The organism is Mesotoga sp., assembly GCF_035363035.1.
Taxonomy (GTDB): Bacteria; Thermotogota; Thermotogae; order Petrotogales; family Kosmotogaceae; genus Mesotoga.
This window is the reverse complement of record NZ_DAOSEH010000016.1, coordinates 1-23,789: the sequence shown is the minus strand read 5'-3', so window position 1 is coordinate 23,789 and position 23,789 is coordinate 1. Positions and strand designations below refer to the sequence as shown.

Below are 23,789 nucleotides of genomic sequence, written 5' to 3'. Positions count from 1 at the left end.
ACCTACCAGGCCAGCAGACCAACGACGGCCGCGGTCAATGCAAGCAACGAAAATCTGAAAGTGATCTTTGTTTCCTTCCAGCCTTTGAGTTCAAAGTGGTGATGAATGGGCGACATCCTGAATATCCTTCTCCCAAAGAGCTTGAAGGATCCCACCTGAAGTATCACACTGAACATTTCAATTATGAACATGACGCCGAAAAAAATCAGGAAGATCTCTCTACCTTCGATCGCGAAAACCGTGGCCAGCATACCCCCCAAACCGAGCGCGCCCGTATCTCCCATGAAAACTGATGCCGGAAACCAGTTGTGCCACAAGAAACCGGCCAGAGCCCCGCAGATCGGGGCGATTATTCCATTCTGCCACAATGGAAGGGCAAAGAGAGGTATTAGCGAGAAGATGAACATAGAACCCGCGAGCCCATCTATCCCGTCGGAAAGATTGACTGCATTGCTCATGCCAGCAAGAACTATTGCGGAGATTATGTAATACAGAAAACCGAATTCTATCTCGCCACCGAAGGGGATCTTCATAGATGTATGGGGATTGTAAAGCTGAATCATAAGTACCACGATAGAAGCAAATACGAACTGCAGGAGCAACTTCCTCTTGCCGCTCAAACCGGCAGCATTCTTCTTGGCTATCTTCGAAATATCGTCGATCAAACCGACTGCGCCGAAGAGGATACCGGCCGACACGACGATGAGCGTTTCCGGTTGCCGGGAAAAAAGGATCATGACGATCAGCGAGATCGGTATGAAGATGACGCCGGAGGCCGTCGGAGTACCGGTTTTGTAATTGTGGAGATCCGGTCCCTCCTGCCGTATGTACTGGCCTATCTTGTATTTCCTCTGGAACCGCTTGAAGGGTTCCAGAAGGATTGCCGTTGCAACCAGCGGAATTAAAAACGAGAGAACCTGATCAACCATCTTTAATCAACTCCATGAACTTTCCGAAGACTCTCTCCAGAAAAACGCTGCGCGAGGCCTTGAAGAAAATCAGATCGCCTTTCTTCGCGTTCTCCTTCAACCACCAAGCCAGCTCTCTCACATCATCGCTGATGAGAACCGGCTTCACCGTTCCGCAAGCCATCTCGATATCACGGTCCGTGTTGAAGAAGAGGACTTCGTCGAACGCTCCGAGTATCTTTCCCAGTTCCATGTGTGTATCGCCGCTGTGAGTACCCTGTTCAAGTATCGAGCCCACAACGGCTATCTTCCTTTTCGACTCGATTTTCTTTATAGAATCGACGGCCGACCTCCACGACTCGAGACTACTGTTGTAGAAATCGCTTATCAGAGTCATTCCGTGGATTTTTTCGACTTTGAAACGGTCGTTGAAGGAGAGGCTTAAACCGGCGATATCTATGGCCGGTTCCTCAAGGCCACAGCCTTTCGCGACGAGGTATGCCGCACCGAAATCCATTATCTGTCCGGCGCTCCACAAACCGTTCAACCTTACGAACTTGTCCCCGTCGCTCACGAAATGCACCTTAGTGCTCCGGTCGTCGTACGAAAAATCAACGAGAGTAAAATCGTACCTGCCGGTTCCAAAAAAGTACTTCTCGCATTTGAGGTTTCGAACGAACTCCTTGATTCTCGTATCGTCACCGTTCGTTATCGCGGTGGTCATGCGTCTAGAATTGAAAATGGACAGCTTTTCCTTGAGAAGGTCTTCCGGACTCCCAAAATTGCCCAGATGGGCGCTGCCGACATTGAGAAGAACGCAGACCTGAGGCTCCAGAAGCGATACCAGCTTTTCCAGATCGCCCTTGTTGTTGGTGCCAAGCTCAAAGACACCGAATCTGGCAAAAAGAAATTCTCTCCTGCCGTTTATAAGAGATAACGGCAGCCCGATTTCGGTGTTCAGATTGCCCTCGGTTTTGAAAGTCCTGCCGATCTTCGAGAGGAGAAAGGCCACTATCTCTTTGGTCGTTGTTTTGCCATTCGAGCCCGTTATCGAGATCAGCTTTTCGAAATGCGCTCCGGCCAGTAGCAGCCTGCTGGCCCTCATCAGTAGATCCTTTATATCTTGACAGTATATGGCACGTTTATCGTTGAATTTTCGTGAAGTGAAAGCGGAAGCCGCCCCCCTGTTTAGGGCATCGAGCACGAAATCGTTGCCGTCGATCTTCTCTCCCTTAAGGGCCAGAAAAACGTCACCTTCCTTTATTTCTCTGGAATCGACGGAGATTTTACGATTTTCCGTGAGCTTCAGAAACTCTTCGACCGCTTCATTAGAATTCACTTCTTGATGTGCCTCCGGAATTTAGTTTCTAAAATATCTTTAACGACTTGCTTATCGTTGAAAGGCACTTTCCTGTCCTTGAGAATCTGGAAGTCTTCGTGCCCCCTGCCGGCTATCAAAACCATATCCTGCCTGTTGGCCAGCGTAAGGGCGACGGAAATGGCCTCTTTCCTATCCGGGATCACGAGATAAGGCTTGAATTTGTCGATGCCGCTCTCCAGATCTTGAAGTATCTCCAGAGGATCGTCGTTTTTCGGATCGTCGGAGGTCAGAATCACCACATCGCTGAACCGCGAAGAAACTTCCGACATCAAAGGTCTCTTTCCTTTGTCTGCCGATCCACCTGCTCCAAAGACGAGGATCAACCTCCCAGGGCTGAGCCTTCTGGCGGTGCGCAGAAGTTTTTCCAGAGCATCTGGCGTGTGGGCGAAGTCTATAACGACATCGAAACCGTACTTGGTGGCCTCTTCGACGAATTCGAACCTCCCGGGCACTCCACCAAAAGAAGAAATAGCCTTTATTATATGATCCATATCGTAATTCAACGAATTGAGCGCGGCGATGGCGGCCGCCACGTTGTACGCGTTGTGCTCCCCTATCAGGCGGGTGTAAACCCTCTGAGAGGAACCGAAAGGAGTGTGAATGGTAAAATCCATTCCGGTGCGGGAAACATCGAGATCTTCGATCCTGTAATCCGACTCGTCTCCGAAACCGTACGTTATGATGCGGCTTCTGGATATGTGAATGTCTGCGATGTTTATTTTGTCTCCGTTCACTACGGCTATACCGTTGGATTTCAAAAGCGAAAACAGGTGCATCTTAGCCCTGTAGTAATCTTCAAAGGAGAAGTGAAAATCCAGGTGGTCCCGCGTAACGTTGGTTATGATACCAACATCGAACCTCATGCCCTCGACTCTGTTCATGGAAAGCGAATGTGAAGAGACTTCCATGACGAAGTATTCGGACTTCAATTTGTTCGAAAGTTGAAGGAGTCTGGCCAGCTCGAAAGGACCAGGCGTGGTGTTCTTGGGGTTCGTATATACGTTTTCGCCGACCACGTTTCTCACAGTCCCGATGAGGGAGGCTTTCCTCTCAAAAATAGAGAGCACATGATATATGAGAGTGGTTATCGTCGTCTTTCCGTTTGTACCGGTGACTCCTATAGTCGTTAGTTTACGATAGGGGTGGTTGTACTCCTCCATGGTCAACAAAGCCTCTACGAGACGGGTACTTTTCACGTAAACGATGGGAATGAATAACTCTTCATCTTCAATGACAGTCTCGGCTATCAGCGCAACCGCACCCTTTTTTTGCAGCTCTTTGGCAATCAGGTGCGAGTCGAAAGCCTGACCCTTTATGCATATGAAGAGAACATTCTCTTTGAGAATTCTTGAATCGCTCTCCACATGCTCAAATTCGGGGTCAACATTACCGGGGTTCACTACCTGAAGGACGTTGTTGCCGAGGAGTTCTATGATCTGAGACAATCTCATGAATCACACCCCTTTCGCTCTAGAAGATTGTATCATCGCTCCCTGAACTTGACAACTGAGGCGGCGTATGCTAACATTAATTAGCAGTCTTTTGGAAGGAGTGCTAAATGTCTAGAAGGCGAATGATTGGTCCGGATCTAAACTCCAGACAGGTAAGAGTTCTTTACTGTATATCGAGAGAGTACATATCCACCGGCAAGCCCGTGAGTTCGAAACAGGTTCTCGAGCATTCAAACCTCAATTTCAGCTCGGCGACGGTAAGGAACGATATGAGAAAGCTCGAGTTTCTGGGGTATATCAACCAGCCGCACACATCGGCCGGTAGGGTTCTGACGGACAAGGGATTGAGATTTTATCTCGATTCAATAAAGAGCATCTCCAGGGACTTGCAGGAGAGCAACGTGGCCATAGCCATCCGCCAGGCCAGCTTCATGGGCGATACCGAAAGACTACTACAGGGCATGACCAGGATTCTCGCTCACGCAGCCTCGGCCTTCGTGATAATCGAGAAGCCGAAACTAGATAGACTGGTCGTGAGGTCGATTTCGATATCCAGAATAGCCGAGAGTTACCTGAACGTTTCGGTGATCACCGATCTGGGCGTGAGTTTGAACACCACTGTTTTTACGGGCTTTAGCGAATTTGACGTCGATACTTTCCAAAGACAAATCAACATGGCGGTGGTCGGAAAGACCATAGGCGAGATACGAAAGGGCATCAGGAACGTCGAAATAAAAGAGGATCAATGGTACGACAGGAGAGTACAGGAGATACTTCACTTCCTGCAAAGTATATTCGACAAGGAAAACGAAGAGAAGTATTTTAGGTATGGACTAGAGTTCGTCATAGTCAGTGAGTATCTTGACTCTCAAGATGTCACAGATCTTGTAAGGGCGATAGAGAATCCCAAAAACCTTGAGGGACTCCTAAAGGAACTGGGAGAGGTAGATTCTCCAAAGGCTTTCATAGGCCAGGAGATTGGCAGGGAGGAGATGAAGAACTACTCTATATTCGCTTCTCCTTACACCAGAAACGATGAGAAGATAGGTACGGTTTATATAGTGACTCCGAAGCTGTCGTATTACGAGAAGATAACGGGCTATCTCGAATTCTCTATAAACAGACTTTCGGAGGTTTTTTCGAACAGATAGCAGACAGGAGGAAACTTTATGGACGAAAAGCGCGAAGAAGCCATCAACAACATGGATCAAAACGAGACTCCTTTCGGAGTGCAGGAAAACTCATTTGAAACGGAAAGTGCTTCAAAAGTTGAGATAGATGAATTGAAGGCATCGGTCAAGGACCTGATAGAAGAAAACGCAAGGTTGAGAGCCGAGTTCCAGAACTTCAAAACGGCGATACGCAGGGAAGCGGAAGAACAGGTCAGAAGAAGCAAAGAGAGAACGGTTCTGAGGATAATAGATATCTACATGGATCTGAATAGGGCGCTGGCCAACAGTCAAAATCGAGACGACGGTCTTTTTCTGGGTATAGAATTGATATCGAAGTCGATGGAAAAACTGATGTCGGACGAGGGGGTCTCCTTTATTGAGCCTGAGATCGGAATGCCTTTCGATCCTTTCGCCAACGAAGTGGACGAGACCGTATCGACGAACGAAGTACCGGACATGGCAGTGTATAAGGTGAATGCGATCGGTTACAATTTCAACGGGAAGGTTCTCAGACCGGCAAGGGTAGTGGTAGCTCTAAACAGCTCTCCAGCGGACGAATGAGAACCTGTGGCAGGTGATTTTCATGGCTCCATCGAGGAAGGACTATTACGAGATTCTCGGGGTTCCCAGAACGGCAACGCCGGAGGATATAAGAAAGGCTTACAGAAAGCTGGTGAAGGAATGGCACCCCGATGCTTACAAGGGTGAAGATAGAAAATCGGCCGAGGCAAAATTCAAGGAGATACAGGAAGCCTATGAAGTTCTTTCCGATCAAGAGAAACGAGCCATGTTCGATCGTTTTGGTTACGTAGGAGATCCTTCGGCCTACAGCCGTGGCTCAGGCAGAACCCCAGGCGCCGAAGGAGGTCACTTCGACGATATCTTCGGAGACTTTCAGGACGTCTTCGACGTCTTTTTCGGAAGTAACAGATCTGGCGGAGCTTCGCGAACTCAGGGGCCACGCGCCATCAGGGGCGAGGATATACACGCTTCGGTAGTTGTGGATCTGAAGGATGTAATCCTGGGAAAGAAAGTGATCCTTGAGTACGACAGGAGCACCACCTGTAAGAGCTGCAACGGCAACGGATCGGAGAGCGGCACCAGTTACAGAACCTGTCCCAACTGCAACGGAACGGGCTATATAAAGGAAGAGCACCGATCTTTCTTCGGTATCTTCAGCAACACACGCGCCTGCAATACCTGCGGCGGCAGCGGGAAGATAACCGACAAACGCTGCCCCGATTGCGGGGGAAGAGGAACTCAGAAGGAGAGACACCAGGTAAGCGTCAATATTCCCGCCGGTGTTGAGAACGGCTCCACTTTGAGAATCGGGGGGCACGGAAACGCCGGTCAAAATGGCGGTCCGTCGGGCGATCTTTATGTGAGCGTAAGGGTTGAAATGCCTTCCGAATACCGCAGAAACGGTAACGATCTCTACGTGAGTAAAGAAATAGATTACGTTGAGGCCGCCCTGGGAACTTCGGTTGACGTCGGACTTCCCGAGGGTGGTAGCGAGACTCTTAAAATACCGGCCGGCACCAGTCCGAGCACCGTCTTCAGAATGAAGAATCTCGGGGTCCCGAACATATCGGGTAGCAAACGCGGGGATCTGCTGGTCACGGTGAGGGTCAACATAGGAAAACCGTCAAGCCGAGAAAAGAAGCTGTTGCAGCAGATTGCCAAGTTGAAAAACTCCAAGGTGGTCGAATGACGGCTCTGAGAAAGACCCTGCTTGATTATTCGCTTATAACGATAGGCTCGATTCTGACGTCCGTGGCGATCGTCTCGTTCATGATTCCAAACAACATCATCGCCGGCGGGGTTAGCGGTCTGGCGATAATCCTTTACAGAATTTTCGGTTTCTGGGTTGGCGCCCAAATGCTGGTTTACAACATTTTCCTGTTTGCGCTGGCCTTCGTGGTTCTCGGAATCGGCTTCGGAATAAAGTCCATATACTCCGCGATACTTATGTCGCTGACCGTAGACATAATGCAGAAGCTACATTTTCCATATCTGGACGCCGCTTCCACTCAGGATGGCTTCCTACTCGCTGCGATCTACGGAGGGGTGGTAGCGGGAGTCGGAATGGGACTGGTCCTTTGGAGGGGAGCCTCCACGGGCGGAACGGATATCGTTGCCATGATACTGGCAAAGTACTTCAGTTTCAGCACTGGATCCGGGCTCTTCATAAGCGACTCGTTGATAACTATCTTCGCGATCGTCGTCTTCGGTCCCATAGCTGCCATGTACGGAATAATTACCATATTCACGACCAGCAAAACTATCGACGCGATCATCGAGGGTATAGGAAACACGAGAACGGCCTTCGTAGTGAGTGTACACAGCACCGAGATAAAGGACAGGATAATAAGCGAGATGGAAAGGGGAACCACGATGATCAAAGCCACAGGTGGATTCACAGGCGAAGAGCGGCCCGTACTGATGGTTTCGCTACGACGGCGCGAAATTGGCCAGTTGAGACACATAGTCAAAGCCATCGACAAAAAGGCCTTCGTCATTCTGGTCAACAACTCCGAAGTCTTCGGCGAAGGCTTCAAAAACCTCAATTGAACTGCGTATGAAATATCTGATTGTCGATACCTCATCCAGAACCCTGCTGCTTTCGGCCAGCAACGGCAAAGGCGATATCAACCTTTCTTTGAAAGATCTGGACCGTCACGGATCCATGCTGGCCGTTGTTATCAAGCAGTCTCTTGATCTACTGGAGATCTCCCCCGCCGATCTGGACTTTCTCGGAGCGGGCGTCGGTCCCGGATCGTTGACCGGTCTGAGAGTGGGGTTGTCTACCATAAAGGGGCTCTCCCTGCCGCACAACATCCCCGTGGCTCCTTTCAATTCACTCGGTCCGCTGGCCGAAGGGATGGATTTCGATGACTTCGTAATCTGCAGAAAGGGCAGAGAGGGCCACTTCTACTGGCGGGCGTATCTCAAGAAGAGACCCGGTGAAACGCTTTTCAGCTCTACGGCGGAGATTAAAGGGAAGCTAGATAAGTCAACCATAGTATGTTCGGAAAGAACCGAGGAACTTGCGGATTTTAAAGAATATAGAACCTTCCTCGTGGAACCGTCGCCCACTTCGATGCAAAAGGTCGCGCTGGAGGCTTTCAGGAGCGGGAAGATACTTTCCGGCATCGATCTTGAACCCGTCTATCTTCAAAAGTCCGTTGCCGAACTCAACTGGGACAGGAGAAATCCCCGAAAGACTTAGCCCTTTTTGAGAAATATCAGAGGAACATACATCTCCTCGGGCGACAATCCACCGTGACGGCCTTTTAGTGAGTGTTCCTGGCCGGTGTATTTGAAACAGAAAGAGTAATCTTCCTTCGAAATGGTGATCAGCTCTCCGACTCTCTTTTTGAGAGTGTTCGACATCTCACCGCCAAAATACCTCTTCCAGTCGAGGCTGTCCGTAGGAATTACGAGGAGAGAATCGCCGTAAAGCTCCTCAAGAACCTCCTGCGTCTTCTCCCGATCGCTGGTGTATATATAGGCCATTCTCTGTTCACCACCGGGCATCGAATACATGTGTTCAAAAGATCTATCGAACTTCGACCACCAGATCTCCCTGTCCCATGGCGTTTGAATCTGGCCGTGATCGGCGGTGATGAAAAAGCTCGTTCCCGGCTCCACATACCTATCGAAAAAATCTTCTATGGAGCGGATCAAAGCCGTCGTTTCGACCGAATAAGCCAGCGATTCCGGGCCATATCTGTGACCGTAGGTGTCTATCAAGCCCCAGTAAACTATTGTGAGACTGCTGGCTTCCTCAGAATCCAGAACTATCTTCAGTTCCTCGAGTATATCTCCAATCCCATGCGCTCCCCTGGCGATCCCGCCGCGGGTATGCATTCTGGTTAATCCTGTGTTCACGAAGCTCTTCGAAGTGAGGTGGTAACCTCTGACACCGGCTTCTTTCAGCGATTCGAAGATGGTTTGCCGCTCTATATATTTCAAAGGATCGAAACCCAGTCTGGTCAGATTGTCTCTGTCCTGTGTGTATGGAGTCAGTTCTATCATGTTTACCAGACCACCGTACTCGGGTATGTTCAACAGATACCCAAGAAAACCGTGCCTGGATGGGGTGTTTGCGGTGAATATCGATGTCAACGCCGCCGTGGTGGTCGAGGGAAAGACCGATGTGAGTATTCTGATATCCTCTCTGGAGAAGAGTCTGAAAGAGTTTTCCTCCATTATCCTCAGGAGATTGAAGTACCCTAGCGCATCGATCACGAAGACCACTACCTTCTCCGATCCTGAAAGGTCAATTTTGTTGGATTCAAATGAGTAGGGAACGCTACCATCGGGGCGCTGGGCCATAAAGTGTTCCAGAAGGCCAGCCGAGAAATTCACTATCGAACTTCCTTCGTAGTCGGGAAAGACGAGTTCCATAAAACCTCCATAAAAGCGGGGCGGAGAGATCCGCCCCGTCGTTGGAATTACTCTTTCACGCCACCCTGTGTGAGGCCTCCGACTATGTAATCCTGCAAAACCAGGAAGAAAATGACCATCGGAACCGCACCTATCAAGGCGGCCGCTGTGAATGGCCCCCAGCTGGTTTCAAACCTACCGGAAAACTGCCAGAGGCCGACGGCATACGTCCATTTGTTCATATCCTGAAGGATTATTCTTGCGATGAGATATTCGTTGAAAATATTCATGAAGGTCAGTATCGCAACCACCGCCAGAATGGGTCTGGCAAGGGGTAGAATGACCTTGGTGAAGGCCTGGAATTTCGTTGCTCCATCGATCATGGCGGCCTCTTCCAGCGAATTAGATATCGTGTCGTAATAACCCTTTATGAGCCATATGTTGAATGCGATCCCCCCGGAATACACGAATATCAAACCTCCGAGAGTGTTGAGCCCCAGGAAGGGAACAACGCTTCCCAGGAATTGAAGCAACGCGTACAGGGCAACCATGAACATGATCGATGGAAACATTTGAACCAGAAGCAGTGCCAGAAGTCCCTGTTTCCTGCCTGGGAATCTCATTCTACTGAATGGGTACGCGGCCAGAGCAGCGACCGTAACACTTATGAGTGCAACGGCCAGCGCCACTATGACGGAGTTCAGAAGCCATCTGACAAAATAGAAGTACGTGCTCTCTTTCTGAACCCAGATCTGGTTCGCCCTGAAAAGGGCTTTATCCGCTTCTCTGAGTTCGGCCGCGTACGATTCGGAATAAGAAGTGGGTTTTTCTATAAGGTCTGAAATCAGTCTGGACGCCCTTTGATACTTGGCGTTGACCTGCTGGAAGAGAGAGTTGTACGTTTCCTGCATCTTCCCGAAATCGTCGAGCGTTATCGATGTTCCCAGAAACCTGAGTTCTATATAGTTCTCTATCTTCGAAGCGAGATCGTCCTTCATCACTCTCATCGAAGATATCAACTCTTTCAACAGAACGGTGCCATCTCTTGCCTCGGTGTCGGCCTTGGCGAAGTCGTCGTACCATACCAGCGTCCGGTAGCGTACGGGGGCTTTGATATTGAAATAGCTGTTCAGAACGTTCGTTAAATTCAAAACGTAATTTCTGGCCTCTTCTATCGAGAGGATCTCCCGGTCCGTGTAAAGCATCGCCGACCTTATGTTAATAGCTTCCAGTGCATGCACGTAAGACTCTTCGGCCTTTCTCGCCTCTTCTTCGTGATTTGAAATCGTATCTAGCAGTTTTTCCTTCTCGCCTTCCAGAGTCTGCAGCCTGGATTTAGACTCTTCGGCACTCTTCGAAACCTCAAGATACTCGGAAACACTGGTCTGGAGAACCGGCAAGACTCTCGAAAGATTCGACAGGGCTATATTGATCACATCGGCTCCCTTGGAGATCTCAGAGTTGCCCGAGGCTTTCATGAGCACTTCTCTGTTATCGACGAACCAGGAGAGTTTCGATGAAAGATCGGAAAGCTCTGAAGAGAGTTCCTCAACATTCTTCATACCTGCCAGCTGACCGTTCACTAGATTTATGGTTTCCCTGGCCGACAGAACCCCATCTAGCGAGCCTGTCAGTTTGGCGCCTGAGACCGGGTCGCTGCTTTCGATACCTTTTGAGGCCACTAGCTCAAATGGGGGAATCAAGGCCGACAGTTTCCTGGTTTCGGATATCACAGTTGGAATAGCTATCTCGAACGAGTCTTCGAGTTCCAGAACGGCAGATTCTGAAACGGCAAGGGTTTTTTTGAGTTCCACTATGGAGTTTTCCATGCCTGAAAGAACCTCGCTTGCTTCGATGTATTTATAATAACCGGAACCGAAAGCTTCACCGGCAAGGGATGAGAGCTCCTGTGAAACTTCCCCGTTGGATGTTAGAACCGCTTCCCAGGAATCTCCGGCCGCCCTGAAAGATTCGTAAAGGTTTGTTCTCGCCTGATTAAGAACAGAGGCTTCCATTTCCGGAAGAGAACTCTCCACTTCACGCAAATACCTGTTGATTACCCTTAACCATTCCACCCTCCTCCACTCGGAGTAGTCCACGGAAGAAAGAGAGATGTATTTGTCTATCGAATTCAGTGATGTTATCACTTCTTCACGGTTCTCAAACTCTAACCCGACGAGCGCCTTTAGAGTCTCATCGCGGTATTTCAGTGTACTCTCGTACATCTGCCTGTAGCCTTCCATAGCTTCAGTTATCGGAGCTGCCCGTTCTCCGAGAAGATCGGTGTAGAAGGGATAAACTCCTTCCAGAGATGGAACGGTGGTCTCGAGAATCCTGCCGACAGCATAGGCCATCTGGGGCTCTTCAAAAGTACCGATCTGTTTCAAACGGTTTTCGAAAAGCTCTTTGTCTTTAATTCTTATCTCGTTCATCTCGAGGAGTATCTGCTTCTCTTTGCTTACGACGTCTTTCTCTATTTCCGCCATACCCGATTCGATGTTCGACACCATTCTCTGGCTTTCTTCCATGAGAGAATCGAATTTGGCCAGGTAACTCTCAACGTTTTTTTTGAGCTCTTCCTGACTCTTTCCCCGGTAATCTCCTGTAGCGTAGGTGGCACTCTGTAAATCCAAAATCAATCTTCCGACGCTTCTCTCGGGTAATAGCAGGTTCCTGTAATGCTGGAGAGTCACTCTACTGGAAAAGAGGTTCGATGAAAAGGCCGCCTGATCGCGCCTTATAGATGTGCTCACCAGCCATACCATCGGAAAGAGAACTATCACGACAACGGCTATAAGTACTAGATGTCTCAACCAGTAAATTCTTCTCTCGACGGCCATTATCTGCTCACCTCTTCAAAGGAACCGGAAAGCTTGAAGTTAATCCAGCTGAATCCGGCAACGATTATGAAAATGATGATCGAAATGGCGCTGGCAAAGCCGAAGTCCTGACCTCTCCCCTCAAAGGCCAGCTTGAAAGTGTAAGAGATCAGTATATCCGTCGCTCCGGCCGGCGTGGATGCGCCCACGATCGCCGGACCTCCCTGGGTCACCAGATATATCCCCGTGAAGTTGTTGAAGTTGAAGGCGAAACTCCCGACCAGCAGAGGAGCCACCGTAACCATCAGCAGAGGAAAGGTGATCTTTTTAAATCTCTGCAACCGGGTTGCGCCATCGATCGAAGATGCTTCGTAAAACTCCTCGGGAATACTTTGAAGCGCCCCAAGGCTGACGGTCATCATGTACGGGAAACCCAGCCAGGTATTTACGATGAGAACGGATACTTTTGCCCAGAAAGCGTCGTTTAACCATTTAATCGGTTCCAGACCGAAAAGCCCCTGTACTATGAATCTGTTGAGAACACCGTAAGTCTCGTTGAAGAAACCGTTTCTCCACACAAGGGCCGATATGAACGCCGGAACCGCCCACGGTATGATCATGAGGGTTCGGTAGATTTTCTTCCCTTTCAACCTGCGGTCGTTGAGCGTCATTGCAAGAGCCAGACCGATTGTGAAAGAGAAGAAAACACTGAGCCCGGCCCAGGTGAAAGTCCAGCCGAACACCTGAAAGAAGGGCTTGCTGATCTTCGGGTCACGGAACATCCTGACGAAGTTCCAGAAACCGACATCCGATATATAGCCTTCTACGGTTATATCGTTTCCATTTTCATCGACATCGTAAAAGAAGCCGCCCTCTTCAACGAGCTTTCTTCCCGTCTGTCTGTTGTACACAACCGTTTCTTGAATAGCCCTGCCGGCTGAGAAAACCGTTTCGGCTCTCAAAGCGTATTTTCTTTCCGTTGTCGCAAAAGTGGTGTAAAGGGAGTTTGGAAAGAGTCTTACCTGGTTGCCTTCGCTATCGGTGAACTCGGCGTTGCGAAGCCAGACACCCCTTATTTCGCTGAAATAAAAGGATGCGTTCGGTCTTGTCGATTGGTCCTGTGGCGAGTAGAAATAGACGAAACGCTCCCCTGTATCCGACCTTATAGCCAGGACACTCCCCGTCGGCGAGCGGGATAGTGAATAGTTGACGCCGCCGATCGAAAATGTATCACCCTTGATTTCAAGCATTTTGGCAGTGGCAAGAGTTATATTTCCAGTCGCATCCCTGTTTATCGCCTGCGGTCTCGGGGCGGCAAAAAGCTCTCCGCTTTCTTTCGACTGGAGTAGAGTTATGAAGTTATCGGTCGGGTTGTAGTCTTTGAGCTGTATATATATGGAAAACTCGTACTCTTGCGGTTTTTCAGGAATATAGAAGTAGTCGCTCAACAATTTTTGAATAGACTGTTGCCTGGTGAAGAGATGCCCGGTGCCGTAATTGGTGAAAGCAGTTCTGAACGTGTAATACATGGGGTATAGAGTGAGAATGAAAAGGAGAACCATAGCTGGGATCATGTATCTGTACGGGTATCCTTTAGGATTAAGCGCGATCAAATCTATGAGAAGCGTAAGAATCACCATGGTAACCATCAGGCCGAAATTTCCGTCTGCATAGAGTAGATAGATACTCCACAACGCGAAACCGTTGAAAATGGCTAAAATAGCCAGAAAAACGAGAAATGCGGCAAAACGTCTTCCACTCAAGGTAATCCCTCCAGGCAATTAGAACCAGAGCGCGGGGAATAGCCCCGCGCTCAGCCTAACCATGTTTAGAGATGTGATAAGAATAGAATCAATTGCCTATAGTGGTCTTGATCTTTTCAACTGCTGCGCTCAACGCGTTTTCCACGGTGTCCTGGCCGTTGATTATGAGGCCAAGCGCGTCACCCATGGCTCCCCAGACACTTGCCATTTCCGGAACGTTCGGCATCGGGGTACCGACGGAAGCGCTCTTGGAGAACTGAAGAACATCGTAAAGCTCCGGACCGGCGCCCGCTTCAATGAACGCAAATACGTCGGCTCTGGCCGTTCCCCTTCTCTCACCAAGGAACATACCGTACTGACCTTCGTAGCTACCGATGTAATTGACCACGAATTCTGTGGCTTCGAGTTTGTTCGAAGATTTGGCGTTTATCATGAACCCCTGAACTCCGACGAAGGGTCTCGGCGTGGTGCCGTCGTCGAAGGCAATTTCGCTGAAAGGAATTATAGCATAGTCGATTCCGGCGTCTCTGTAGCTCGGTGTAGCCCATATACCGTTGACGATGAAGGCCGCCAGTCCATCCTTGAACAGAGAATCCATGAGGTTGTAGTTCGGTCCGCCGGGGATGAGCCCCTTGTCGAACCAGGACTTAATCAAATTACCACCGGCGACCGCACCCTGGTTGCTAAGGCCGATATCTTTGACATCCTGTCCGGCAGATGTTTCCTTGAATATATATCCGCCTCTTCCCAGTATGAAGGGAGCCGAGTGATAGAAGTCTCCGGCTGTGTAGATAAAGCCGACCACTTCGTCATCGCTGGCTTCAAGGGCGAGCTGTTCTAGCTCTGTCAGTGTTTTGGGTACGTCGAAAACCAGGTCTTTGTTGTAAATGATCGCTATGGCTTCGATCGTGTATGGAACTCCGTAAAGTTTCCCGCCGTAATTGAAAGCATCCAGAGCAACTTCGTAATACTGCTCTCTGTCGGGAAGGAAGGGAATCGGTTCGATAAGACCGTTGATGGCCAGTTCTCCTACCCAGTCGTGGGCACCGACTATTATGTCCGGTCCCTCTCCGGCCGGAGCGGCCGTTAGAAACTTCGATTTAATGTCGCCGAAATTCACCTGTTGTATCTCGACCTGAATACCGTAGTCGCTTTCAAAATCTGCAGCAAGTTTTTCGAGTGCGGGTATCTGATTTTCCGAAGACCAGATGACGAGCTTTGCACTGGCAAAAGACATAGCTACAAGCAGAATGATAAGAACTGCCGTGAGTTTTTTCATTCTTTAGAACCTCCTTTGTGGTTATTGGCGTATCGCCTTACAAAAATTTTACCAGAAATCCAGTCTTCTAATTATTAATGTTCACACTGTGGCAGTGAGAAAAATCTTACCCACGGGCAATTAGAGGCGTATAAGTGGAAATACTGTATGTTTTCTCTTCTTTAGAAAATCGAATATGGTTTCATTTGTTTCGCTTTCAAAACCGTACTTTAAACTGGATAAACCGTCATACCGTCCTGATAATCCCTGGCAATATCGAAATCTATCTTCAGGTCTTCCCTGTACTTCTCGTAAAGATACTTCTTGCCGACCTCTCCGAGCAGGAGATATATCAAGAGATCCTCGTCGTTCCTGGCAAGCAGACCCAGTTCTTTCCTGCCCTTCTCCACCTCCGGTTCTATCGCATCGCCCGGTCTGAAAGATATGGGTTCACCATCTCCGAGAACTCTCTTCTTCAATTCGGAGAAGACATCTGCGGGTGGTTTGCCGTAAAGTCCTTTGATATATTTCTCCACCTCTTTGGTTATCATCTTGTACCTCTCGCCTGTTATAACGTTGAGAACCGCCTGAACACCGACGATCTGCGAGGTGGGGGTAACCAGTGGCGGATAGCCGAGCTCCTCTCTGACTCTGGGAACCTCTTCAAGAACCTCGGGAAATCTTTCCTGCATGTTCTGCGCTTTCAGCTGATTTATCAGGTTCGAATACATCCCTCCGGGGATCTGGTTTTCAAGCACGGAAGTGTTGATGGTGAATCCGGCGTCGGTACCTTTATGGTTTCTCCTAACCTTTTCAAAGTAACCGTTTATCTCTTCCAGCAATCTATAATCCGGCTTTTCTGCCAGCCCGATGTCTGCCAGTGCCGTCCAGAGACTCTCAACACCGGGTTGCGAGGTGCCGAAGGCCATAGAGGAGGTTGCCGTGTCTAGATAGTCGGCTCCGGCCTCCGCACTCTTGAGGTAAGTCATGTCGGCCAGGCCGGTAGTGAAATGGGAATGCACTTCAAGGGGAATGGCATGCCGCTTCTTTATCTCCGAGACGAGCTCGTATGCCGTACCGGGTTTTAGAAGGCCCGCCATGTCCTTTATACATAGCGAATCGGCACCGAATTCGATCGCTCTGTCGGAGAGCTCGACGAAATACTCGATACTGTGCACCGGGCTAGTGGTATAGGACATGGCTATCTGGAGATGCATGTCGTACTTCTTGATGGCCTGAGTCGATTTCTCGAGGTTTCTGAAGTCGTTCAGCGCATCGAAGACCCTGACGATATCTATGCCGTGCCTGGACATCGTTTCGACGAAGAGATCGACTACATCATCCGCGTAGTTCCTGTATCCGAGAAGGTTTTGACCCCTGAGAAGCATCTGGAGTTTTGTGTTCTTGAACTCACCCTTCAGAGCGTCCAATCTTTCCCAGGGATTCTCGTTCAAATACCTCACGCAGGAATCAAAGGTCGCGCCTCCCCAGACCTCGACGGCGTGGTAACCCACTCTATCTACCAGGGCAGCTACCTCTAGAAGCTCACCCGTCGTAACCCTCGTAGCCAGTAAAGATTGATGCGCATCTCGCATCGTAGTATCAACGAAACAGACTTTTCTCAAATCGATGCCCCCTCTCTGTGTACAATACTATGATAGAGGAGTGATGTTATGTGTTCAAATAAAAGAGATTACGAATTTGACATAGTTGTCATCGGAGCCGGTCACGCCGGTATAGAGGCGGCACTTTCAAGCTCCCGTATGGGTCTGAGAACACTGGTTCTGAACATAAATCTCGATACGGTCGGATGGGCACCCTGCAACCCCGCCATCGGCGGCCCCGCAAAGGGGGTCGTCGTTAGAGAGATAGACGCCCTGGGTGGAGAGATGGCCAAAAATACAGACGAAACATCTTTGAACATAAGAGTTTTGAATACAAGCAAAGGTGCGGCCGTCAGGGCCCTGAGGGCACAGATAGATAAATACGAATACAGTAAACTAATGAAGAGAAAGCTTGAGGAACAAAACGATTTATCGCTCCAGAGCGGAATAGTTACGGACATCGAAGCCGAAAACGGGCGGATCGTCGCCGTAACGACGCACTTCGGTCTAAAATACTCGGCTAAAGCTGTGATCGTCACCACCGGGACCTTCCTGGGAGGGAAGATCTTCATAGGCCCCAGGGAATTTCCGGCCGGAAGACTCGGAGAGTTCCCCGCGACAGAATTATCCCGTTCGCTTATAAAGCTGGGATTCAACGTAAGACGCTTCAAAACAGGTACTCCAGCGAGGATCGCCGGCCGGTCCATAAATTTCGAAAGGATGGAACGTCAGGACACGTCAAGCTCTCCGCTGGCCTTTTCACACTTCAGCGAGCCCTTTGTGCTCGAAAACAATCACCCTTGCTGGCTAACGAGAACCAACGATAAGACCCACGAAATAATAAAAAGAGACCTCCACTTCTCTCCACTGTATGGAGACGTAAAGCTTATAAATTCACGCGGACCGCGTTACTGTCCGTCAATAGAGGACAAGGTAATAAAATTTTCCTCGAAAGACAGCCATCAACTCTTTGTCGAACCGGAGAGCGCTTCGAGCAACGAGTATTATCTGAATGGCCTGTCCACGAGTCTGCCTTATGAAACACAGCTGGAGATGATCAGAACCATCCCCGGTCTTGAAAAGGCCGAGATTGTCAGGCCGGCCTACGCCGTAGAATACGATTACATAGATCCGACGCAACTGTACCCGACGCTTGAAAGCAAGATTGTCGAGAATCTCTACTTCGCCGGTCAGGTCAACGGGACGAGCGGCTACGAAGAGGCCGCCGGCCAGGGACTTCTGGCAGGGATAAACGCCTCCGCAAAGCTGCTCGGTCTCCGGCAAATGATCGTGGGGCGATCGGAGGCTTACATCGGCGTCATGATAGACGACCTTGTCACCAGGGGAGTGGACGAACCTTACAGATTGCTCACCTCCAGGGCCGAGTACAGACTCCTGTTGAGACACGACAACGCCAGTCTCAGATTGGTCGAGTACGGATACAGGTATGGACTGATACCGAAATGGTTTTTCGAAAAGATTTGCAGATTGAAGGAAGAAGTCGCGAAGCAGATCGACAGACTCTCGAAAATTTCTATAAAACCTTCGGGAAGACTCAACGATCTTCTCGTTAAAGCCGGAAGCACAGCGATCGATACAACCGTAAAGTTCATCTCCCTGCTGAGGAGGGCCGGCATCGGATACAACGATCTCGAGGAATTCGATCCTCAGCCACTTAAGGATCAAGATTTGATCGAACAGGTCGATATAGAAACCAGGTACGGTGGATATGTGGAAAGGTTGAAAGAGGAGATCAACAGGCTGGGCGAGCTGGAAAACGAGTCCATTCCTAGAACCCTGAACTACGATGAAGTGGCCAATCTCTCGACCGAGGGAAGGGAAAAACTCAAAAAAACGGCTCCGGAATCTCTCGCGCAGGCGATGAGAATACCCGGTATCACTCCTTCGGATATAATGAACCTCTCGTTTCATCTGAGGATGAAAAAATGAAAGACGCTCTATACACGATCATTTTGAAAGAAACAACTGCAGAGTTTTCTCAAGATCTCTATGTTCAATAGACTTTCCATCTTTGAGAAGAGCGAATGCTGCCTTTATGACAAGGATTCTGGGATACCTGATTGTCATTTCTTGAACGGGATCAATAGATGTCTGAAGTCCTGCAAGACTGCTATCAAGCATATGATCATCTCCTGAACCCCTTGACATAAGCCAAGAGGGATATTATAATCAATTCTGTGTTCGGGCTCGTAGCTCAGTTTGGTTAGAGCTTCCGGCTCATAACCGGGCGGTCGGTGGTTCGACTCCACCCGAGCCCACCAGAGGGCGGCATTAAGCCGCCTTTTTTCATTATAATTCTAGCAGTTTCATCGGGATTATTCAAGATAGTTTTCTTTAATTTAACTTTAACGAAACTCTGAAGAGACCACCCCGAATCTTATTTTGTGTACAATTGCCGATTTGCAGTATGGTAAACTATTTTTCCATCTACGAAGGTTATTTCCGATTCCGCCTCCCCCATGCCATCCAGAAGATTCACGGAAGAAACAAAGAAATCTGCCTCGTCGCCGGGAAGTAGAGAGCCCCTCTCCTCCCTGTTTGCCAGACAGTAACCGGCCTTTGTGTACATCTCCAGCGAGTCTCTTCTTTGAAAGAATCTATCGGCCGATACCAGATTCGGCAGTACAGAAGGACTTTCAACTGGCGAATCGGTCGAAAGAGCCATTCTGATTCCCGCGTCCCTCATTCGTCTGAAAGGGTAAGCATTTTTTATCCGTGCCTCTCCAAAACGGCCGGGAGCGATATGTGCGTCGGAATCGAAGAAAACCGGCTGAATCGAAGCCGTCAATCCCAGGTCGGCGATTCTGTGGATCTCTTCCGGAGATGCTATCTGTACGTGTATCAGTCGGTGCTTCAATTCAAGGGCTCTAGAACCGTGAAAGGCTTTCAACGCTTCTTCCAGCGATCTATCGCCGATAACATGGATACATAGTTGAATTCCTTCACGGTCGGCCCTTTCGACGATACTTTTCAGAGTTTCGCAATCCATGTATAGGACACCAGTTTCACGGGGCGAATCGGAATACGGTTCTTTCATAGCCGCTGTCCTTGCTCCGAGAGAGCCGTCCAGATATATCTTCGCGGCGATAACTTTGAAAAACCTCGTTTCTCCGTTTCTGGCCATACTGACCATCGAAAGCTGATCAGGTCTTTCCACGGCTATCTTTTCGAATACTCTTATGTTGTCTATTCGCTTCAAACTCTCAACCAGCGTCTCAAGTTCCATACCATGAAGATCATCACTGTGAACACAGGTTACTCCGTACTTCAGAAACTCCACGCTTCCCCTGCGTATGGCCTCCTCGACCTCTTCGGGGGCTAACTTCACAATCGAGTTCAATCTTTCGAGTGCCCTTTCCTTGATCACACCAGTCTCGATATCGGTTTCATCCAGACCGTCCAGCGCTTCGAGCGAGAAACGATCTATGACCGCCGAGTTGACAGTGGCCACATGACCGCATCTTCTGACGAGAACGGCCGGCTGCGAAGTGATCCTGTCCAGAATCCGACGTTCCGGTAAAAAGCCCAGAGTCTCCTGATCCCAGCCTCTGGCCCTGACGAGATGACTTTCTATCTGCAGCCGCGAGCGAAGATCCTCCATCGATCTGCAATTTCGCAGATCAACTGCCATCTTCTCCAGCCCCGTCCCGATCAGGTGAGCGTGAGAATCAACGAATCCCGGATATATGAATTTACCGGACAGGTCCATGGTTAGGGATTCCGGACCGGCTCTATCTGAAATTCTACCGTCGGTTATGTACAGATCCCTGTCGCTAAACTCACCAGTATCAACGGAATAGACCCGTGAATTCTTAAGTATATAATTCATACGACCCACGCCTGAGAGGCCGCTATTTTCCCGCCGAGAGCGGCGTTGTTTATCAGAAGGGATATATTTGCACGGAGAGTTTTTCCATCCGAGAGAAAACCGATTTTGCTCAAAAGGTAGGGAGTCAGGGCCTTGCCGCCTACCCCCTCTTTTCTGGCCAAGGACACGGCCTGATCGACCAGGTGGTTGATTTCGTCCAAACCTATTGCCGACTCTTCGGGTATCGGATTGGCGACCAGAATTCCGCCTTTTATTCCAAGACGCCTCTTCTCCTTCAGAACTTCCACCACTTCTTCTGGTGAGTCCACCCGTAGATTGAGCTTGTACTGACTGTCTCTACAATGGAAAAGCGGAAAATAGTCGGTTCTGTAGCCCAGAACCGTCACCTGAAACGTCTCTAGAAACTCCAGGGTCTTTTGAACATCGAGGATGCTCTTGACACCCGCCGATACAACTATGATATCGTTTCTGGACAGCTCGATGATATCCTGTGAAACATCCCAGTCGATATCTCTGTGTACACCACCTATCCCTCCGGTGGAGAAGACGGAGATACCGTGAAGTCTTGCCAGAAACATAGTCGCGCTGACTGTCGTCGCGGCCTTTCTCTTGAGTGCCGTCGCGTAGGCTACCTCGGCCGTCCCGACCTTCATCACGTCGCTCGCTTTCGCGAGTGAAAGTATCTCTTCTTTTTGAAGACCGATCCTTACATCTCCATCGATTATGCCTATGGTTTTTGGCAGACCTCCATTCTCTCTCACCGCTCTTTCCATTTCGAGTGCGGTGTTGACGTTCTCGGGAAAGGGAAGTCCGTGAGCGATAACCGTAGATTCAAGAGCCACAATTCTTTCCAAATGTGTCCACCTCTCTCTGGATCTGTACAAAATCCCGTCGATCAATCTAGATCAGCACTTTCCAATTGTAGCAGAGAAGCTGTTGAAAAGGCTTGAACGTGATGCTATAATCTCCACGTTGCGCCCCTATAGTTCAACGGATAGAATGGCGGATTCCTAATCCGCAGATGAAGGTTCGATTCCTTCTGGGGGTACCAGAGCGAGGTTTTCTCCTCGCTTTTTTTTGATAGTTGCTAGCATAGAGAAAACTCGCCTTGAAAAGAACACATAGGAGTCTTTAATTGACTTTAAGCGTCTCCTTTTGACCGTACGTGGATTTGTGAAGCTCTGAATATAATCATAAAATTCAAATGGTATGACACCAAAAACAAGGAGCAGGAGGTATTTTCGTGGCCGAGATAAGTTTGTTTGAAAATGCACTGAAGCAGTTCAACAAAGCTGCTGATGTAATGAAACTGAGCAGCAGTATGCGACAGGTTCTCACTTCAACGAAGCGGGAACTCACGGTGAATTTCCCGGTGAGAATGGATAACGGCGAGATAAAAGTATTCACCGGCCATAGAGTTCAGCACAACGTTGCAAGAGGTCCGGCGAAGGGCGGAATCAGATACCATCAAAACGTCACCCTGGACGAAGTAAAGGCACTGGCTTTTTGGATGACCTGGAAGTGTGCCGTAGTCGGTATTCCTTACGGCGGAGGCAAGGGTGGAGTCTGCGTAAATCCTCAGGAACTCTCGATGGGTGAATTGGAAAGGCTTTCCAGACGCTACTTTTCGGAGATACAGATAATCATTGGAGAGAACGAGGATATACCCGCACCGGACGTTAACACCAACGCACAGATAATGTCCTGGTACATGGACACTTATTCGATGAACGTTGGCCACTCCGTTCTCGGCATAGTCACCGGTAAACCGCTGGAAATTGGCGGTTCGAAGGGAAGACCGGAAGCTACTGGAAGAGGAGTCAGAGTCATCGCCGAAGAGGCTGCAAAGTACAAGGGCATGGATCCGAAAAACGCCACCTTCGCGGTTCAGGGTTTCGGAAACGTCGGTTCTTTCGCGGCGAAACTGATAAGCGAAGAGATAGGCTCTAAAGTGGTTGCCCTTAGCGACGTTTCCGGTGGTCTGTACAATCCTGCCGGTTTTGATATCGATGAAGTGATAGCCTACAGAGACCAGAACAAGGGTGTCATCGAAGGTTATCCAAAGGGTCAGAAAATCAGCAACAACGATCTGTTGACTCTGGATGTCGATATTCTCGTCCCCGCGGCACTCGAAAACGCCATAACGGCGAATAATGCCGGCGATATCAAGGCCAAGATAATAGTCGAAGGAGCCAACGGCCCGATAACGCCCGAAGCGGATGAAATAATACTCTCCAAGAACATCTTCATCGTTCCGGATTTCCTTGCAAACGCCGGTGGAGTCACAGTCTCTTACTTCGAATGGGTCCAGGGTCTGCAGCATTACTTCTGGGATATCGAAGATGTGAGAAGGGCTCTCCACAAGATCATGAAGGAAGCCTTCAACTCCGTAGCCTCAACGGCGAACAAGTACGACATCGATATGAGGTCTGCAGCCTACGTAGATGCTATAGAGAAAGTTGCACTCGCGACTAAACTGAGAGGCATCTACCCCTGATATATCGATCCATCAAGAAAAACGGGCGGAAGACCTTCCGCCCGTTTTCATTTCTCGCACACCCAGTGTCTATCTTCGATCCTGTACGCCGTAAGGTAACCTCCATAGACACAGCCGGTGTCTATTCCTATTTTACTTTTTTCGATCAACGGCCCGCCGAATTGTGGTGTGTGTCCGAAGATTACTGTCTTACCCTTGATCGGGTTGCGATTGCTTAGAAAAGGCTCTCTAATCCACAGCAAGTCTCGCTCTTCTTGCTCTTCGAGCGGTATCCCCGGCCTGACACCGGCATGAACAAAAACGAACTTCTTTATCGTGTAGCTGTAGACAGTTCTGTTGAGAAAATCGATGTGACAGTCGGGAACGGCCCTCAAACTTCCATAACTCATTAAGGTTCTCTCCATACCGTTGTATGCCCAGATCATTGCACCCGGTTCTCGCCTTAGATAATCAAGAAACATCTGTTCATGGTTGCCTCTAATGAAATGACATTCGTATCTTTCCGAAAGGGCTATCAGATAGTCGATGACACCTTTCGAATCGGGCCCTCTGTCAACGTAGTCACCGATAAAAACGAAGACATCGGAACTCTTTGCCTCCAGAGACTGTACAAGTCTTCTCAAAACGTCGAGGCAACCGTGGATGTCTCCTACAGCATAGGTCAACCCAGCATGCTCCTCATCAGCAGTTGCCAGAG

General features: G+C 49.3%; 19 protein-coding genes and 2 tRNA genes. 9 read left to right on the top strand and 12 right to left on the bottom strand.

Annotated elements, in window-relative coordinates:
• Positions 1–2: 2 nt before the first annotated feature.
• From mraY to PKX57_RS04435, 3 genes are read right to left on the bottom strand one after another with little or no spacing between them, the layout of a single operon-like run.
• On the bottom strand, positions 3–929 hold the full coding sequence (gene mraY / locus PKX57_RS04445; RefSeq protein WP_213921554.1) for a phospho-N-acetylmuramoyl-pentapeptide-transferase: 927 nt from the start codon (positions 927–929) through the stop codon (positions 3–5).
• The gene (locus PKX57_RS04440; protein ID WP_472416179.1) at positions 922–2,247 is read right to left on the bottom strand and encodes a UDP-N-acetylmuramoyl-tripeptide--D-alanyl-D-alanine ligase; all 1,326 of its coding nucleotides are present in this window, start codon (positions 2,245–2,247) and stop codon (positions 922–924) included. The genes mraY and PKX57_RS04440 overlap by 8 nt, the downstream gene beginning before the upstream one ends.
• Positions 2,244–3,740, bottom strand: coding sequence for a UDP-N-acetylmuramoyl-L-alanyl-D-glutamate--2,6-diaminopimelate ligase (locus PKX57_RS04435; protein ID WP_213921552.1), 1,497 nt, complete (start codon positions 3,738–3,740; stop codon positions 2,244–2,246). Before PKX57_RS04435 ends, PKX57_RS04440 begins: the two co-directional genes overlap by 4 nt.
• A 122-nt stretch (positions 3,741–3,862) precedes the next feature.
• On the opposite strand from PKX57_RS04435, the gene hrcA reads away from it, so the two are divergent.
• The 5 genes from hrcA to tsaB are packed head-to-tail and all read left to right on the top strand — an operon-like array spanning position 3,863 to position 8,141.
• Complete coding sequence (hrcA, locus tag PKX57_RS04430; RefSeq protein ID WP_472416177.1) at positions 3,863–4,891, top strand: heat-inducible transcriptional repressor HrcA; 1,029 nt, start codon at positions 3,863–3,865, stop codon at positions 4,889–4,891.
• 18 nt (positions 4,892–4,909) lie between these two features.
• Complete coding sequence (locus PKX57_RS04425; protein WP_472416175.1) at positions 4,910–5,473, top strand: nucleotide exchange factor GrpE; 564 nt, start codon at positions 4,910–4,912, stop codon at positions 5,471–5,473.
• Between the two features lie 22 nt (positions 5,474–5,495).
• Positions 5,496–6,623 carry a molecular chaperone DnaJ gene (dnaJ, locus tag PKX57_RS04420; RefSeq protein WP_472416173.1) on the top strand — a complete coding sequence of 376 codons (1,128 nt, stop codon included), beginning with the start codon at positions 5,496–5,498 and terminating at the stop codon, positions 6,621–6,623.
• Positions 6,620–7,483 carry a YitT family protein gene (locus PKX57_RS04415; RefSeq protein WP_472416172.1) on the top strand — a complete coding sequence of 288 codons (864 nt, stop codon included), beginning with the start codon at positions 6,620–6,622 and terminating at the stop codon, positions 7,481–7,483. Before dnaJ ends, PKX57_RS04415 begins: the two co-directional genes overlap by 4 nt.
• A 7-nt stretch (positions 7,484–7,490) precedes the next feature.
• Entirely contained in the window at positions 7,491–8,141 is a 651-nt protein-coding gene (gene tsaB, locus PKX57_RS04410; protein ID WP_213921547.1) for a tRNA (adenosine(37)-N6)-threonylcarbamoyltransferase complex dimerization subunit type 1 TsaB, read from the top strand.
• Here the strand turns inward: tsaB and PKX57_RS04405 are convergent.
• From PKX57_RS04405 to PKX57_RS04385, 5 genes are all read right to left on the bottom strand, one after another.
• Positions 8,138–9,322, bottom strand: coding sequence for an alkaline phosphatase family protein (locus PKX57_RS04405; RefSeq protein ID WP_472416170.1), 1,185 nt, complete (start codon positions 9,320–9,322; stop codon positions 8,138–8,140). The genes tsaB and PKX57_RS04405 overlap by 4 nt on opposite strands.
• Positions 9,323–9,369: 47 nt before the next feature.
• Complete coding sequence (locus PKX57_RS04400; RefSeq protein WP_472416168.1) at positions 9,370–12,141, bottom strand: sugar ABC transporter permease; 2,772 nt, start codon at positions 12,139–12,141, stop codon at positions 9,370–9,372.
• Positions 12,141–13,883 (bottom strand): ABC transporter permease subunit, encoded by a 1,743-nt coding sequence (locus tag PKX57_RS04395; protein ID WP_213921544.1) that lies wholly within the window; start codon positions 13,881–13,883, stop codon positions 12,141–12,143. The genes PKX57_RS04400 and PKX57_RS04395 overlap by 1 nt, the downstream gene beginning before the upstream one ends.
• Before the next feature lie 88 nt (positions 13,884–13,971).
• The gene (locus PKX57_RS04390) at positions 13,972–15,162 is read right to left on the bottom strand and encodes a sugar ABC transporter substrate-binding protein (protein ID WP_472416166.1); all 1,191 of its coding nucleotides are present in this window, start codon (positions 15,160–15,162) and stop codon (positions 13,972–13,974) included.
• A gap of 209 nt (positions 15,163–15,371) precedes the next feature.
• On the bottom strand, positions 15,372–16,766 hold the full coding sequence (locus PKX57_RS04385; protein ID WP_472416164.1) for a pyruvate carboxylase subunit B: 1,395 nt from the start codon (positions 16,764–16,766) through the stop codon (positions 15,372–15,374).
• A 48-nt stretch (positions 16,767–16,814) separates the two neighbouring features.
• Between PKX57_RS04385 and mnmG the strand changes: the two genes are divergently transcribed.
• Positions 16,815–18,695: a tRNA uridine-5-carboxymethylaminomethyl(34) synthesis enzyme MnmG gene (mnmG, locus tag PKX57_RS04380; RefSeq protein WP_472416162.1), complete on the top strand. Its 1,881-nt coding sequence runs from the start codon at positions 16,815–16,817 to the stop codon at positions 18,693–18,695.
• A gap of 18 nt (positions 18,696–18,713) precedes the next feature.
• Here the strand turns inward: mnmG and PKX57_RS04375 are convergent, their stop codons facing one another.
• Positions 18,714–18,887 carry a hypothetical protein gene (locus tag PKX57_RS04375; protein WP_169699539.1) on the bottom strand — a complete coding sequence of 58 codons (174 nt, stop codon included), beginning with the start codon at positions 18,885–18,887 and terminating at the stop codon, positions 18,714–18,716.
• A gap of 62 nt (positions 18,888–18,949) precedes the next feature.
• On the opposite strand from PKX57_RS04375, the gene PKX57_RS04370 reads away from it, so the two are divergent.
• Positions 18,950–19,027, top strand: a tRNA-Ile gene (locus PKX57_RS04370).
• A 116-nt stretch (positions 19,028–19,143) separates the two neighbouring features.
• On the opposite strand, the gene PKX57_RS04365 is transcribed toward PKX57_RS04370, so the two are convergent.
• Positions 19,144–20,595, bottom strand: a complete 1,452-nt coding sequence (locus PKX57_RS04365) for an amidohydrolase (protein ID WP_472416160.1) — start codon at positions 20,593–20,595, stop codon at positions 19,144–19,146.
• Entirely contained in the window at positions 20,592–21,449 is an 858-nt protein-coding gene (locus PKX57_RS04360; RefSeq protein WP_214049289.1) for a pseudouridine-5'-phosphate glycosidase, read from the bottom strand. Before PKX57_RS04360 ends, PKX57_RS04365 begins: the two co-directional genes overlap by 4 nt.
• A 122-nt stretch (positions 21,450–21,571) precedes the next feature.
• Between PKX57_RS04360 and PKX57_RS04355 the strand changes: the two genes are divergently transcribed.
• Positions 21,572–21,646, top strand: a tRNA-Arg gene (locus PKX57_RS04355).
• A gap of 192 nt (positions 21,647–21,838) precedes the next feature.
• A complete protein-coding gene (locus PKX57_RS04350; RefSeq protein ID WP_470745712.1) occupies positions 21,839–23,092 on the top strand; it encodes a Glu/Leu/Phe/Val family dehydrogenase in 1,254 nt (417 codons plus the stop codon).
• A gap of 47 nt (positions 23,093–23,139) precedes the next feature.
• Here PKX57_RS04350 and PKX57_RS04345 read toward each other — a convergent pair.
• A partial coding sequence (locus tag PKX57_RS04345; protein ID WP_472416158.1) for a metallophosphoesterase family protein occupies positions 23,140–23,789 on the bottom strand: 650 nt, incomplete at its 5' end.

Bases quoted from the DNA above. Each gene is read 5' to 3' on its own strand.
- mraY (WP_213921554.1), bottom strand. From the start codon at position 929: ATGGTTGATCAGGTTCTCTCGTTTTTAATTCCGCTGGTTGCAACGGCA.
- PKX57_RS04435 (WP_213921552.1), bottom strand. From the start codon at position 3,740: ATGAGATTGTCTCAGATCATAGAACTCCTCGGCAACAACGTCCTTCAG.
- hrcA (WP_472416177.1), top strand. From the start codon at position 3,863: ATGATTGGTCCGGATCTAAACTCCAGACAGGTAAGAGTTCTTTACTGT.
- PKX57_RS04425 (WP_472416175.1), top strand. From the start codon at position 4,910: ATGGACGAAAAGCGCGAAGAAGCCATCAACAACATGGATCAAAACGAG.
- dnaJ (WP_472416173.1), top strand. From the start codon at position 5,496: ATGGCTCCATCGAGGAAGGACTATTACGAGATTCTCGGGGTTCCCAGA.
- PKX57_RS04415 (WP_472416172.1), top strand. From the start codon at position 6,620: ATGACGGCTCTGAGAAAGACCCTGCTTGATTATTCGCTTATAACGATA.
- tsaB (WP_213921547.1), top strand. From the start codon at position 7,491: ATGAAATATCTGATTGTCGATACCTCATCCAGAACCCTGCTGCTTTCG.
- PKX57_RS04405 (WP_472416170.1), bottom strand. From the start codon at position 9,322: ATGGAACTCGTCTTTCCCGACTACGAAGGAAGTTCGATAGTGAATTTC.
- PKX57_RS04400 (WP_472416168.1), bottom strand. From the start codon at position 12,141: ATGGCCGTCGAGAGAAGAATTTACTGGTTGAGACATCTAGTACTTATA.
- PKX57_RS04390 (WP_472416166.1), bottom strand. From the start codon at position 15,162: ATGAAAAAACTCACGGCAGTTCTTATCATTCTGCTTGTAGCTATGTCT.
- mnmG (WP_472416162.1), top strand. From the start codon at position 16,815: ATGTGTTCAAATAAAAGAGATTACGAATTTGACATAGTTGTCATCGGA.
- PKX57_RS04375 (WP_169699539.1), bottom strand. From the start codon at position 18,887: ATGCTTGATAGCAGTCTTGCAGGACTTCAGACATCTATTGATCCCGTT.
- PKX57_RS04365 (WP_472416160.1), bottom strand. From the start codon at position 20,595: ATGAATTATATACTTAAGAATTCACGGGTCTATTCCGTTGATACTGGT.